Consider the following 14,032-nt stretch of genomic DNA (forward strand, 5'->3'; position numbering starts at 1 on the left):
ATTTATTTCAATACGCCTACTTGTCAGCGCGAGTCGTATTCTTTACTTCTGTTTTTGTGGTAGAAGGTGCAATAACTGTTGATTTGGCTACCGCGACGTTTTCTACTACAATGGCTGGAATCTCTACGTTTACATCCTGCGTTGGAAGCATTGAGATTAAGCGCAAATCATTTTTCGAGAACAATACTGTTGACGTAGGCTCTGTGAAGTTATCGTGTGTTGGCAAAGATGCCATCAATTGTTCGGCAATCTGTGTTTGGGTGCGGAGGCTTTTGCCATCTTGTGCCTCTGCGAACTGTCCAAGTGTCGAAACACTTAAAACAAGGGCAATCATAATAGATTTCATAGTGGTACTCTGTTTAAAATTAACGATTTAGCAATCTGCTTTTGGCTGTTGTGGTGTATCAGAGATGTCGTTGTTGTTCTGATGACAATGCAAATGTGCAGCCTTTTTTTGGGTAGAAGAATTGAAAATGGATAAGTGGATTATTTTAAGGGATGAGTGGTTATTGAAATTGTAGAAAACAGAATAATATTCTTAAAATATACCAATAATATGCAGCCAAATAGTAATAGTTAAATGAAAAATAAATAAAATACAATTTAAAACAAAATAATATTTTGTTTATTATATGGTATTATTCCGCGATAATTGAATTTTGTAAAGATGGTTATTGGGTGGTGTAGAAGAAAAATAGATAAATCATTGTTTTTGTGATACTTATACTTATTTTCACCGTCGTAAGTGCAAATTCTCCTTTTCACCACCAATCCCCTCATTACGTACTATGTCTTCAGGTGTCAAAACGCTTGCTTGGATTCTGCTTGTTGGCTGGATAGGTGGGGCTACCTACTGGCACGTTTGTAAAATCAAACTCCTGTGTGATGGTCCCTCAACTATGACCACAGCCCCCACTTATGTGAATCCCCCGCTGTCTATTGTTGACGGCGCCCAGCTCAACCTAAGTTCGCCGCTGAATTTTGGTTTTAAGAAATCGGTAGCTGATCCCAACTACGCCAATGTGAAGAAAGAGCTAGACTCTTTGGCTGCTTACCTCAAAGCAAACCCAGGTCGAAAACTGACCGTCACGGGCTTGTATGCGTCTATTGAGCAAAACAACACTACTTTTCCCGACTTGGGATTCGCCCGTGCCGACGCGCTCAAGAAGTACCTTGTTGCTGCAGGTGTGCCAGCAGCGCAGCTCCAAACGGCAAGTAGGATGATTGATTTGCAGTTTAGCGCCGATGATTCTACGCACGGAATGGAATTTGGTTTTGATAGCCTAGCCCTTCCAAAGTCAGAAGAAGCACTGGCCGCCGCCGAAAAATATGAGGATGTTTTTAAACCAATGGACTTGTATTTCAAAACGGGAAGTGCTGATTACATCCATACACCCGACAATGAGAAGTTTTTGGATGAAGCTAAAAAATACTTAGCTACGCACAAAGATAAAAAGCTGTCGTTGACGGGGCATACCGATAACGTTGGGGCTGATGATAAAAACTTGGCACTTTCGGGCAAACGAGCAGCGGGAGTGAAGTCGGCTTTTGTGAAATTTGGCATCGCTGCCGACCAACTATCGACCGAAGCCAAAGGAGAAACCCAACCCAAGGCATCCAATGATACCCCCGAAGGCCGCAAAGCCAATCGACGTGTAAGTATTGTGGTTCAATAAACATTTACTCATTCAAATTTGACTTTTATGTACGGACATTTTAATCCTTTTGAACAAACAGGTGCGTGGTGGCAGCATATACTCATGGTTGTGATAGCGGCGGTGTTGGGGTACATTATTGGCTATATCACCAAAAAAAGCGAAGTAGAAAACCTAGAAGCAGAACTAGCCTCTTTGGATGCAGCAGTGGATGATTGCCAAAAAACGCAAGTGATTTCAGTAGCGCCTGCGCCTGTTAAGGTGGAGACCGCAACGGTGGTGCCTGTTGCAGCGTCGCTTGCACCGCTGGTTGTTCCTGCACCCGTTGTCGTTCCTGACGATTTAAAAATTGTGGAGGGCATTGGCCCAAAAATTGAGGAATTACTCAATAATGAGGGTATTCTGACTTTTGCCCAACTTGCAACGACCTCCCCAGAGCGTATCAAGGAAATATTAGTGGCTGGAGGCTCGCGCTTCCAAATGCACGATCCTACTACTTGGCCTGAGCAATCGGCATTGGCCCGCGACGGGAAGCTTGAGGAATTGAAAGCGTGGCAAGACGAACTCAACAAAGGCCGCAAGGGATAATGGTTTTACTTTCAAACTGACTTTTACCATGATTATATTACAAGTAACTCCTTTAAGTCAAAATTTTTGGGTCGCAGGTTTAGAAGCAATTGCCCTACTTGCGTTGGCTGCCTACATTGGTTGGTGGCTAGGTCAGCGAACCTTTGCCGTCAAAATCGAAGGCTTACACGCTGATATTGATGCAAAACGTACCGCTTTAGACGATTGTAAAAAGTCAAAAGTGGTTGTTAAAACTGCACCTGCACCGACTGAAACCCCAGTGATAATCCCCGCGTCCTTTGCGGCGATTGCTCCTGAGCCAGTCGTTCCTGTCGTGCCCGATGATTTAAAAATTGTGGAAGGTATTGGGCCAAAAATTGAAGGACTGCTCAACAACGAGGGCATTTTTACCTTCGCCCAACTTGCCGCCACTGCCCCCGAGCGCATCAAAGAAATATTGGACGCCGCAGGGCCTCGCTTCCAAATGCACGACCCAACTACTTGGCCAAAACAATCAGCCATGGCGCGCGACGGCCAATGGGATGAGCTAAAGGCTTGGCAAGAAGAACTGAATAAAGGTAGATTGGAATAGCAGTATAAAGAAAAGCCCCTTTTTGGGGCTTTTTTATTACCGTTTAATAAATTGAAATACCGCTTACTAAGTTTAACATCCAGTTTAGATAGAATCGTAGCTAGTTTTGATTAGTACATCGCGTACTAATCAGGTAAATATCTTTCTATCAATACTTTAAACTGTGATTGTTATGAAAATTCTTCCTGCGTCAAGAGGCATCATTGCCCTCCTCTTTTTGTTTTTTTCTTCTTCTAACTTTTTGAGTTGTGCTTGTTTGGATGCGACCGTAGGCGAACCTGCCGAAACGGTGTCAGGCCAAGTCGTGGTTAATGTAACGGGGCTTGAACAGCTATCAACCAGTGGCGAAAAAAAATACGTCACGGTGAGCTATTCAGGGAATTTAGAAAACAGTGATTCAAAATTTGGCGAGACGGCTTTTAGTGTCAATCGCTCTTACGAAATCAAAGCGGGGAGTGTACACCCCAATCCTTCTATTACCCGAGTCGCCCTAAAATATGGGACGTGGACTGTGCGGGTTCAGGCCGACGCTTGGTCGAGCCAATGTAGCTGCAAAATGGACGATAAACACAGTCCAAGATTTGTTTTTACCTATCCAAACTCCCAAGGAGTGTGTCAGTAGCGTACGAATTAACCTTTTGTTTTACACCTAAACTTTCATGTTATGAAGTCAACCCAATTCGATCTGTCGTATCGACAACTCAAGGTGCTGCTTTTGGGGATGTCGTTTATTTTATGCCTGTTTCCTCTAAAAATGGGCCGTGCCATGGCCGACGCCGATGTGGATGTAAAAATTCCGATTGAAGAACTTCAGCGTTTGATTCAACAACTCGAAGACGTTACGCAGGGACTAACGGGGCAGTTGGGGATTGAGCTACGGCGAACGGTAGATGAGCTGAATGATAAAATTACGCAGCAAATTAGCAACATCAAAGATGCTTCCATCGACGTATTGAAAGCGGCTTCTGCCGAGATTAGGGCCATTATCCAAACCCTTACCCAAGAAGCCCGAAAACTGCTGGCGGAAGTCAATCAAATGGTACGCGATGCCGTCAAATGCCTTGACGAGGTCTTGGCAAAACGGATTGCGCAAATCAAAGATACCATGATTGAGCTGATTGATAAAACCTCGGTCATCATTCAGCAAACCATTGATAGGGTACGCATCGGCGCCGTTGAAATTATTGACCAAGGCACAAATAGTGTGGTTGTGGTGCTTGACAAAACCCTTGAAAATGCCATACGTATCGGATTGTTGGTGGCTATTTTTATTCTACTTTTTTGGATGGTACGTACCCTTTACAAACAAAATATTAATCGGATGCAAACCCACCAAAAAATCGTGATGGGGTTTGTAACGGTGGTAATGATTGGGATGGGCACGGTGCTGGTATCGAGTTCGGCCATGGCCAAAATCGCAGGAAAAGAGATTAAAATCCCCAAATGGGAAAAGTACTGTGAAGATGGCGATGCTTATTATGCGCAATTTGTGACCCAAAAGAACAACGGCGCAAGCACTGCCGATTTGCATATCATTGGTATGAAAGCCCTGGAAGCCCTTGATATGTGTCGTGTAGCCACGGTTAGTGCCGAAGTAGCGAGAAGTAAGCAGATGGCTATCAATGAGATTTCGGCGATTCTTTATCCACCTGCACCCACACCCGAAGCCATTCCAACGTCAGACCCGCTGGTGGCAGATTGTAAACCAAGTAGTCCGTCAGGGCCTAAAAAGCCATTTTACCCAGGCTGGTATTCTAAGTATGATTTTTTGAAAATAGCCACTTTGGCGAAAATGCAAGAGGAGAAAAAAATCAATGTAAAGGATATTTACGTGCGCGTTTCTCCTCAATTGATGACCGTTTCTCCAGCCCAAGTTGAAAAAACGTACAAGCAGAAAATTTCAACTTACACCAAAGTTTCGCCGCAGTCGCTTGAAGTACAGCGGGTTACTCCGCTGATGTTTAAATACAATGGTGCTTTGCAAAAAATAAGTTCACAACGTTAACTCTTTACAATTATGCCAGGTCCAGCTGTCCATCACTTGATTTCGGATGAAGTGGCTAAACGCATACATGCCCTTAATCTGACTCCCGACGCGGCAAAATTACTCGCTGATTTTGCGCCGTACTTACATTTTGGTGCCCAAGGCCCCGATCCATTGTTTTTTAATACCAAAGATTTGAGTCCCGAACTACGAACACTCGTCAGATTGTATTTTGACGCGGTGGACTTTATGGAGGAATTTAAAAAGGAAATTTTGAAAATCATTCCTCCAGAATTAATTGCGGCAGTAGAAACCCTCGAAGCAGTTTGGGACAACGTTGCGGCGCGTTCCTCAACCATCACCGAAATTCAACAACTATTGGGTGAGTCGCAGGCATTGTTAGGGCTGCTTCAATCGACTTTGCAACAAGCGGCGATTAAGTATTTGACCGATACGGTCAATGTCTTTAATCAGCTTAAACACCCGATTCAGGACGTGGGGCAGCCCCACGATATTTGGTGGTGGTTCGATACGCTGCATTACCGCCGCACGGGGCAGTTTGCTCAAACCTTGCTAAAAAATGCAAATCCTGGCACGGCCGAACATGCTTATGCCATTGGTTATTTGACCCATTTTGCGGCTGATACCGTTGGGCACCCGTTTGTTAATATCATGTCGGGAGGGCCGTACCGCACCCACGCCCAGCGCCACAAATTTGTGGAGAATCATCAAGATACGTACGCATTTAAAGAAATGCGCTCGGGGGAAGAGTTTGTAGAAAGTGACCTTTGGAAAGACTACGTGATGGGGAGTGAAACAAAACTGCCCGATGGCGTGAGAAACCTCATTTTGAAAAGTATCAAGGAGGTTTATTTCAAAAACAACGATTCGGAATATGGTGCTGAAATGAACGATGAAGACCTCGACGATGTGTATCGAATGTGGCTAAAGTGGTTTAAAAATACGACCCAAAGTGGGGAGTTACCTCCGCCAGTGCCATATTCGTTTACGGCCGAAATTGCGGAAGTTTGGGAAACATTTACCGACAATGTGGGCGATATTGGCGACATGGTGTCGGGTGCCGCGCCAGGTGATTTTAGCTTGGCGTCTATTTTAGAATTTTTGGCGGCATTGGTACTTGGTGGGGCGTTGTTGGCGGCGGCATTGATTGATTTTTTGGCGGGCGCTATCACCACTTTAGGCGCTGCCCCCATTCGATTTTTGATCTCTTTGGCCTACGAAAGCCTCTACAATGCGTTCATGAATTTCTACCAAGGGGTGGTGCTGAACGGCCTTGCTTTTCCTACCAAAGCGCAGTTGGGGCATTATTTGTCAAAACATACGGTAGCAAGTTATTTGCCCGACAACATGGGACAAACGGCCAATAGTTTGCTTTCGATGTATCCCACGCGATTTTTTGAGGTAGAAGGTTTGGAACAAGATTGCCACTTGGTGTATCCTGTACCAGCGCTTGCCGAACTCGAACCCGATGCCACGACGGGCGCACCGAGTAGCTACTACAAGGCAACTAATTTGCATTATATTCAAGGACAAATAAAATTTGAAAAGGAGATTTATAAAGAACTGAAGGAGTTTCGGGACAAAATTACGCCCGCCGACGCCCCCTCCGACGTTCAAAGTCGGTTTGACCGCATGGAGCGAAAAGTGGTAGGAGACACGCTCGGGAATGCCATTGATTTTTCGGTTTTTTTGTACCGTGAGTTCCTAAATGGTGAAATGATTCCTGATTTTAATTTGGATGGAGATAGGGGAGTGGGCTATTTGTGCTGGCGTAAAGTCAAGGATGATACGGCACTCAACGACCCTTCTGCGCCGACAGTGGCAGTGCTACCCAGTGAAACGGTGAAGCACGTTCAAACTGACATCATTAGTCCAAATTCTTCTACCATTCTCTAAACCAAACTTCTTATGGACACTCTTAAATTTATTCGTGAGCGGCGTCAAAAGGCAAAGAAAAATATAGAAATTTTTCAGAATAGCCGTGATTTTAAAGAAATGCGTCAGCACGAAAAGCGCCCTCCCAAGCCCTATCGTGATAAAACATTTTTGTACATCAAAGGATATGATTCGGATACAGGCAACCGCCCCATGCTCACTGGTACGGTGTTTTGGATGAGTCCTGATATTGAAATTTTTGACGGAACTACGCCCATTGCCAATAATCAGCTGGTGGCGGGAAAAAATTACCAAATTGCCGTTACCGTTCGGAATGGTGGTGATTTGCCCTGTTATTCTTGCCACGTTGAGCTCTTTATCTGTAATCCATCCTTGGGTTTTGACCCCATTCACGGCACATTATTGGGCGTACAAACCACGCAAGTACAAGCCCAAGGCGACACGACCCTTTCGTTTCCAATTGTGGCAACCTCCGCCATGATTGGGCACCGCTGCCTTTTTGCAAGGGTGTTTAGTTTTGTCAATAATGACTTGCCCAGTTCGGCTACTACTTTTCCTGTGGTGGCAGACAGGCACATTGGTCAGCAAAATTTGAACATTATTCAGCAAAATAACTTTGTGAAAGTGCTGATGACAAATGAATTTGCGGGTCAGAAAAACTTTCAGGTGAAAGTGGTGCCGCGTAAAATGGATGTCATCAAAGGCACACGAATACCGCAGCTTCGGAGACTGATTTCGCCGCTACAGGCGGTAGTTCTCCCCGAATTTTCAATTAAACCCTTAAAAGTAAACGCAGGAATTGAGATAAATAGAATGCGAGCAACTACCCCAAACCGTGCTTTATTGGTAAGAAATGCCGCTTTAGAGGTTTCTAATTTGGCCGTTTTGCCTCCTGTGCGTAAAAATCTATGGGATTTTAAATTGGACAAAGGAACAAGAGAACTAGAAGTGGCGATTCCTGATTTTAAGCTTAAAAACAACGAAGCAGTAGTGGTTGATATTGAACTAACAGATGCTGACCAAAACAAGGTCGTGGGTGGAATTCGTTTTGTGGTGACAGCTTAGGCTAATTTCCCCAACCCGTTCTAATATTGGGGTTGGGGAAATTGCATTTATTCAAAAAAAGGAACGCCTTTGGGCGCGTATTTTCGCATTCCTTCTTCGTTGATGTCAACGCCAATGCCAGGTTTTTCGGAAAGCGGAATGTAGCCGTCTTTCACCATGGGGCCGTCGAAGGTGACAATTTCCTTAAACATAGGATCTTCGTGGAAGTAAATTTGCCATTCTAAAATGAGGAAATTGGGCACGGTTGCGCACACGTGAGAGGCGGCCATCGCCCCCAAATACGACGCTACCATGTGCGGCGCAAAAGGGACGTAATAGAGATTGGAAAGGTTCGCAATTCGTTGGCCTTCGCCGAGCCCGCCTGCTTTTTGTAAATCGGGCATGACGATGTCAACCGCGCCTAATTCCAATAATTTGCGGAAACCGTGGGCCAAATAGTGGTTTTCTCCCGCACAAATGGGCGTTTGGGTCGAATCGCGGACAATTTTATAGGCTTCAGGGTTGTCGGCGGGAAAGGGTTCTTCCAAAAATAATAACTTCAAAGGCTCCATCATTTTGGCCACACGCTTGCCCGTTGTGGTATCATAACGTCCGTGCATATCAACACAAATATCGACCTTAGGCCCTACTGCTTCCCGAACGGCGGCGATTTGGTTGTACATTCGTTCGAGCTCGCCATTGCTGGCAGTCCAGTTGTACGAATCAAATTTGTTGGGGTCGTTGCGTTCGTCAATGTCAAATTTTACGGCCGTAAAGCCCATTTTAGCGGCATTTTTGGCAGCTTTGGCAAAGTCATCGGGGGTAGGGCCACTGGTACGGTAGGCCCCTGTATCGCAGTAAACGCGGATTTTGTCCCGAAACTTTCCACCTAACAACTGATACACAGGAAGTCCGAGGGCTTTGCCTGTGAGGTCCCAAAGGGCTGTTTCGACGGCTGAAAGTACCGCAATGTACATTCCCGCCTGTGACCCCTCAAAATAGCCCGAGCGACGAATGTCCTCAAAAAGTCGGTGTACGTTGAGTGGGCTTTTTCCCTTGATACGGTCGCCCATCATTTTGACTAAATGGTAGGTGCCTGGGGTGGCATCAACGCCTTCACCACAGCCATAAATGCCTTGATTTGTATAAATTTTAACAAATAAACTATGCCCGCCTCTGATAAAACCACACTTGATGTCAGTGATTTTGAGGTCGGAGGGAGCAGATGAGAGAGGTGTCCGCTCGACGGCAGCTTCGAGTTCTTGCCCAAAACTTTGCAAGGATGATAAACCAAGCGCTGCCGAAATAGCACCTTTGGTTAAAAAATTACGCCGTGATGTCATGAGTTACTGATGAGGTTTATGTAAACTGATAGGTAAATGTTGCAACTGAAATCGGAGGAGGTTACCAAGTTCGTTTTTTGAGGTATTCCTGAATTTGTTCTTTGGGAACGGGCAATTCGTTGATGTGGGCGTTCAACCATTGCGAAAAATCCTTTTCAATTTCGTCCGACCAGCGGTTGTCGATTTGCCCAGGAGTATATTTTTGTTGTCGAAGCCGTTCGTGGCCAAACATGTCGCGAAGGCGTACAATTTCGGAAACCGTAACCACTTTTTCGGCCAAATGAGGTGGGATAAAAGTCACGGCACCATCGCGACCCAGCACAATATCTCCTGGTATAACCATGACTTTTCCGATGCGGGTAGGGCGGTTGATGGCCACGAGGGTCGTATTTAAGTCACCATCGGGGTTGTTGAGGTGATGCGAAGGGTGGTAGGTCCTAAAAAACGAAGTAAATCCACCAATTTCTTTTAAGCCCGCAATATCCCGAATGGCTCCTTCATACACAATTCCATTACCCGTTTTGGCATAGATAGAATTTCCAAGATTGTCACCAATCGTTGGGCCGTTTTCGTGGGCACCAAGTTGGTCAACGACATACACGTCTCCCCTGACAAGCATGTCAATCGGCCACGCGTTTTGAGATTTGATACGGCCGTCTTTTTCGTGCCCTTTTTTGTCAATAACCCGATGAACGTCAGGTCGTCCAGGCATAAAGGTAGCCGTAAGCGCTCGCCCAATCAGCACGCTGTCGGGGTTGATACACTGCCAGCCTTCGGCGTATTGGTAACGAAAGTTTTCACCTTTCATAACGGCCCAAGCCTCTTCGTGGGTAACCAAACGCATTCGTTTTAAAATAGCATCGGGCACTTTGGGGCGGCCATCGGGGAAGCGTTCACCTTTCCATTCGGGGGTGAGAAAAAGGAGTTCTTCTTTGGAGATTTGTTGGGCAAAGGCAGGAAAATAAAGGCAACTGCATAGCAGTAGCACCTTACAAAGGGATACGAATTTCATGATTACTGATGATGGTTAAGGTTACGAATCTTCGACTATAAAAGAAGGGTTATAGTTCAACTTACTTTATCCATGTAGAATGAATGTGAAATAAAAAAGCTACGTTTAAATTGCTCAATCTTTAACTCCGAAGAAACTATTCGCCCTCCAAAAAAGGTTTTTGGAGAAACACAGTTGCAACCATGACGACGGAAAATACACTTTTTTCACCCCTGACAATAAAGGGAATTACCCTCAAAAATAGAATCGTAATGTCGCCCATGTGCCAGTATTCGGCAAAACATGGTTTTGCGGATGATTGGCACTTGGTTCATTTGGGGAGTAGAGCGGTGGGCGGCACGGGCCTGATTATCACCGAAGCGGTCTCTGTCTCGCCAGAAGGCCGAATTTCGGCGGGAGATTTGGGTATTTGGTCCCAAAAACACATCGAACCGCTTCGTCGAATTACCAGTTTTATTCATAGCCAAGGTGCTGTTGCGGGGATTCAGTTGGCTCATGCGGGCTACAAGGCCAGCACGGCTGTTCCTTGGGAAGGAAGAGGGTATGTTTCGGAAGAGGAGGGAGGATGGATTCCTGTTTCACCAAGTGAAACGCTCTTGGGGGATGGCAAAACACGGTCAAGGGCGCTGACACTCGTAGCGATTGAAGAAGTAATTTCAGATTTTAAAAATGCCACTCAACGTGCGTTGGAAGCAGGTTTTAAAGTCATCGAAATTCACGCGGCGCATGGTTATTTATTGAACGAGTTTTTATCTCCCGTAGCCAATCACCGTACCGACGAATACGGCGGTAGTTTTGAAAATCGAGTAAGGCTATTGCTTCAAGTGATAGAAGCAGTCAAAGAGGTAATTACACCCGAAATTCCCCTTTTTGTACGCATTTCGGCCACTGATTGGCGGGAAGATGGTTGGACGGGGGAGGACTCGGTTCGATTGGCGCATTTGTTAAAGGATGCAGGAGTGGACTTAATTGATTGCTCAACGGGTGGTTTTGTAGCTCCTTCAGCGATTCCGATTGCGCCCAATTACCAAGTTCCATTTGCCGAGCAGATTAAGGTCGAAACGGGAATTAAAACAGGGGCTGTTGGACTGATAACTTCGGCTGAACAAGCCAATGAAATCATTCAGTCAGGCAAAGCTGACTTGATTTTTTTGGCACGAGAAGTTTTGAGGAATCCCTATTTTGCCCAAAATGCCGCGTATGAGCTGGGAGAAGAAGTAAATGTGCCTGTTCAATATTTAAGAGGGAAAAGAGGTTAGAAAGGTGTTGGTTCTAAAGCGGAATTTTGAGCGTGACACGCGTGCCCAAGCTTTGACCTAGTTCATCTAGCAAATCGTCGTAATGTACCAATTCTTGGGAGTTGAAGGACGAACTTAAAAGCCTGAGCCGTTCAGAAGTGGCAGCTGTTGAAAATGATTCGTGCGAAGCGAATCGTTTTTGTTTTATTTCCGCTGATTTTGCCCTTCCGACGCCGTTATCCTCTACCACGCATATAATATATTCTTCCGTTTCGTTCATCGAAAACAGGATTGACAACCGTTTGTCGCCATTTTTATGCAATAACCCATGTTTGATGCTGTTTTCAACGAAGGGTTGAATCAACATGGGTGGAAGTTGGTGATAATCTTCATCTAATTGGTCATCAAGTGAAATTTCGTAGCTAAAACCCTCCGAAAAGCGCATTTTTTCGAGTTCAAGATATTTCGTAAGGAGTTCGATTTCGGTTGCCAGTGTGATGCGTTTTTTTCCTGAAATACTTAAAATTTGGCGAGTAAGGTAGGTGAAATTTCCCATTTGTTCGTTGGCAAGGGTTTTGTCACCGTACATAAACTGTTCTTGAATGCTATTGAGGGCATTGAACATAAAGTGAGGATTCATCTGGCTTTTTAGGGCTTTCAGCTCGCTTTCGGTTGCTTTTTGTTCAATTTCAATGCGGCGTTGTGCTTCTTCGAGCTGAGAGGTGAGCAGTTCGTTCTGCTTTTGAGTTTTAAAACGCATAAACAACGCATAGGCCAAAATACTTCCAATCAGCAAGAAAGCCAGAATCGCGTAAATAATGGCAGTTTTTCTTCCCGATTCTAGTTCTGAAATTTGCTTTTGTTGGGCCAACGATTTGATTTCGCTGTCTTTCTTTTCGGTTTCGTATTTGGTATTTAGTTCTTGAATGGTTTTGTTTTTTTCTGAACTAAATGCGCTGTCTTTCAGGGCGGTATATTTTTCTAAATATTCGAATGCCGCTTTGAATTGGTTGGTTCGTGCAAACCCCCGCTGCATTTCAAAATAAATGTCACGGAGCGCTTCATTGTCTTGGTTTTGGACAGCAATTGCCTTGGCTTGTTGCAAGAAAGCCAGTCCTTTGGTGGGATTGCCGAGGGCATTATAGGTTTTTCCGAGGTTTTTTAAGTTTTTTCCCCGTACAAAATCGACGCGATATTTTTCAATTTCAACTTTGGCTTTTTCAAAATAATCGAGGGCTTTGGGGTATTGTTTAAGCTCAAAATAGGTTTTACCAAGGTTATCAAGCGTTAGAGCAAGCCCAAAACCGATGTTAAGTTTTCGACAAATAGCAAGAACTTCGTTGTAGGTTTGAATCGCTTTGGTGTATTGTTTTAATTGAAAGTAAGAGTTCGCCAAGTTAGTCAGAATTGCTGCTCTGTTTTGGGTGAAAACTTGCCCATTTTTGAGTAAAAGTTGGTCACATTCGTTCAATAATTTGATGGATTTTTGGTCTTCAAAATTATGCGAGAAAACGTTGGCTAAGTTACTTTTCCCAATGACAATGTTTTGATAGTCTCCTTTTTTTTCGGCGATTCGGAGTGCTTGGAGGTAAAAATTAATCGCTTTATCGTTGAGGGCGCGGCTAAAATAGTAATTTCCTAAGCAGTTTAACGAACGAATTTTCCCCAATTCATACCCTAATTTATTGGAAATTTGATTGGCTTCAGTCGCCATTTTTAACACCAGCGTGTCGGCCCGAAACGTGGCAGCTACACAAGCATCAACGAGCAATTCTACCCGAATACTATCTTGTGGATGGTGTTTTTCAATATCAACGAGCAGTTGTTCGTACGTTTTCTGACCCCAAAGGCTTTGAGTCATGAATACCAAAAGAACGAGAATAAAGGGTTTCATTTGGGTTTATTTTTAAACGCGAATGCCAGCAATAAAATCATCAAACTCTTTAACTTTTTCACGGGCAATGGACACACTCAAACCGTTCTCAAATTCGACAGAAGCGCCGTCTTTTTTATTGTATTTTCTAATTTGGTGCGTATTGATTAGAAAAGAGCGGTGAATTCGATAAAAGCGCGCGTCGTTACTGAGCAATTCATCAAATTCTTTGATTTTTTTACTGACCAAGGTTTTTCCATTTTTGGTTACTACGTGGGTGTAAGAGCCATCGGCTTCAAAAAAGAAAATATCCTCCAATTGTACAAAAACAAGACTATCTGACATCGGAAGGGCTATTTTTTGAAGGGTAGTAACGCTTAAATTCTCCCGTAAAGTTTGGACGCGTTTGGGCAACTGAGGCTGTCCAATTAGCTTGCTTGCTTTCTCAACGGCGGCTACGAGTTTGGAAATACTAACGGGTTTAAGAATATAGTCCACGGCCGAAACTTCAAACGCTTTGAGCGCATATTCTGAATAAGCCGTACAAAAGATAACCTGAAAAGTGGGCTGATTGAAATACTCAAACAAGGCAAAACCGTTTTCTTCGGGCATTTCGATGTCCAAAAATACCAAATCTACTGCGTGTTTATTAATCAATTTCACGGCCGATTTTACGTCGGCGGCCTCTTCAAGTACGCGTACCGCAGGGCAGTGTTCCGAAAGAATTTGCCGAAGTAATGAACGCGCCGAGGGTTCATCATCGACAATAATTGCATTGACGAGCATAGGTAGGGGTTGAAACGAACG

At 44.5% G+C, this 14,032-nt stretch carries 13 protein-coding genes; 8 read left to right on the forward strand and 5 right to left on the reverse strand.

Going from position 1 to position 14,032, the window contains the following annotated elements:
- Positions 1–16: 16 nt before the first annotated feature.
- Positions 17–346 (reverse strand): hypothetical protein, encoded by a 330-nt coding sequence (locus AC23P2_RS17450; protein ID WP_487774382.1) that lies wholly within the window; start codon positions 344–346, stop codon positions 17–19.
- A 442-nt stretch (positions 347–788) separates the two neighbouring features.
- Here AC23P2_RS17450 and AC23P2_RS17455 point away from each other — a divergent pair, with 442 nt between their 5' ends.
- The 7 genes from AC23P2_RS17455 (at position 789) to AC23P2_RS17485 (ending at position 7,780) form a co-directional block, all read left to right on the forward strand.
- Positions 789–1,676: an OmpA family protein gene (locus AC23P2_RS17455; protein ID WP_487774383.1), complete on the forward strand. Its 888-nt coding sequence runs from the start codon at positions 789–791 to the stop codon at positions 1,674–1,676.
- 27 nt (positions 1,677–1,703) lie between these two features.
- On the forward strand, positions 1,704–2,243 hold the full coding sequence (locus tag AC23P2_RS17460; protein WP_487774384.1) for a hypothetical protein: 540 nt from the start codon (positions 1,704–1,706) through the stop codon (positions 2,241–2,243).
- A gap of 28 nt (positions 2,244–2,271) precedes the next feature.
- Entirely contained in the window at positions 2,272–2,814 is a 543-nt protein-coding gene (locus AC23P2_RS17465; protein ID WP_487774385.1) for a hypothetical protein, read from the forward strand.
- 172 nt (positions 2,815–2,986) lie between these two features.
- Positions 2,987–3,436 (forward strand): hypothetical protein, encoded by a 450-nt coding sequence (locus AC23P2_RS17470; RefSeq protein ID WP_487774386.1) that lies wholly within the window; start codon positions 2,987–2,989, stop codon positions 3,434–3,436.
- A 42-nt stretch (positions 3,437–3,478) separates the two neighbouring features.
- On the forward strand, positions 3,479–4,819 hold the full coding sequence (locus AC23P2_RS17475; RefSeq protein ID WP_487774387.1) for a hypothetical protein: 1,341 nt from the start codon (positions 3,479–3,481) through the stop codon (positions 4,817–4,819).
- A gap of 12 nt (positions 4,820–4,831) precedes the next feature.
- On the forward strand, positions 4,832–6,715 hold the full coding sequence (locus tag AC23P2_RS17480) for a zinc dependent phospholipase C family protein (protein ID WP_487774388.1): 1,884 nt from the start codon (positions 4,832–4,834) through the stop codon (positions 6,713–6,715).
- A gap of 12 nt (positions 6,716–6,727) precedes the next feature.
- Positions 6,728–7,780, forward strand: coding sequence for a hypothetical protein (locus tag AC23P2_RS17485; protein ID WP_487774389.1), 1,053 nt, complete (start codon positions 6,728–6,730; stop codon positions 7,778–7,780).
- A 47-nt stretch (positions 7,781–7,827) separates the two neighbouring features.
- Here the strand turns inward: AC23P2_RS17485 and AC23P2_RS17490 are convergent, their stop codons facing one another.
- Positions 7,828–9,102, reverse strand: coding sequence for a mandelate racemase/muconate lactonizing enzyme family protein (locus AC23P2_RS17490; RefSeq protein WP_487774390.1), 1,275 nt, complete (start codon positions 9,100–9,102; stop codon positions 7,828–7,830).
- A 61-nt stretch (positions 9,103–9,163) separates the two neighbouring features.
- On the reverse strand, positions 9,164–10,114 hold the full coding sequence (locus tag AC23P2_RS17495) for an RraA family protein (protein ID WP_028526207.1): 951 nt from the start codon (positions 10,112–10,114) through the stop codon (positions 9,164–9,166).
- A gap of 182 nt (positions 10,115–10,296) precedes the next feature.
- On the opposite strand from AC23P2_RS17495, the gene AC23P2_RS17500 reads away from it, so the two are divergent.
- Positions 10,297–11,373 carry an NADH:flavin oxidoreductase/NADH oxidase gene (locus tag AC23P2_RS17500; RefSeq protein WP_487774391.1) on the forward strand — a complete coding sequence of 359 codons (1,077 nt, stop codon included), beginning with the start codon at positions 10,297–10,299 and terminating at the stop codon, positions 11,371–11,373.
- A gap of 13 nt (positions 11,374–11,386) precedes the next feature.
- On the opposite strand, the gene AC23P2_RS17505 is transcribed toward AC23P2_RS17500, so the two are convergent.
- Both AC23P2_RS17505 and AC23P2_RS17510 read right to left on the reverse strand, forming a co-directional pair.
- Positions 11,387–13,246: a tetratricopeptide repeat-containing sensor histidine kinase gene (locus AC23P2_RS17505; protein ID WP_487774392.1), complete on the reverse strand. Its 1,860-nt coding sequence runs from the start codon at positions 13,244–13,246 to the stop codon at positions 11,387–11,389.
- Between the two features lie 12 nt (positions 13,247–13,258).
- Positions 13,259–14,011 carry a LytR/AlgR family response regulator transcription factor gene (locus AC23P2_RS17510; RefSeq protein ID WP_487774393.1) on the reverse strand — a complete coding sequence of 251 codons (753 nt, stop codon included), beginning with the start codon at positions 14,009–14,011 and terminating at the stop codon, positions 13,259–13,261.
- Between the last annotated feature and the right edge of the window lie 21 nt (positions 14,012–14,032).

This window comes from Runella sp. R0.1_18 (assembly GCF_057652155.1).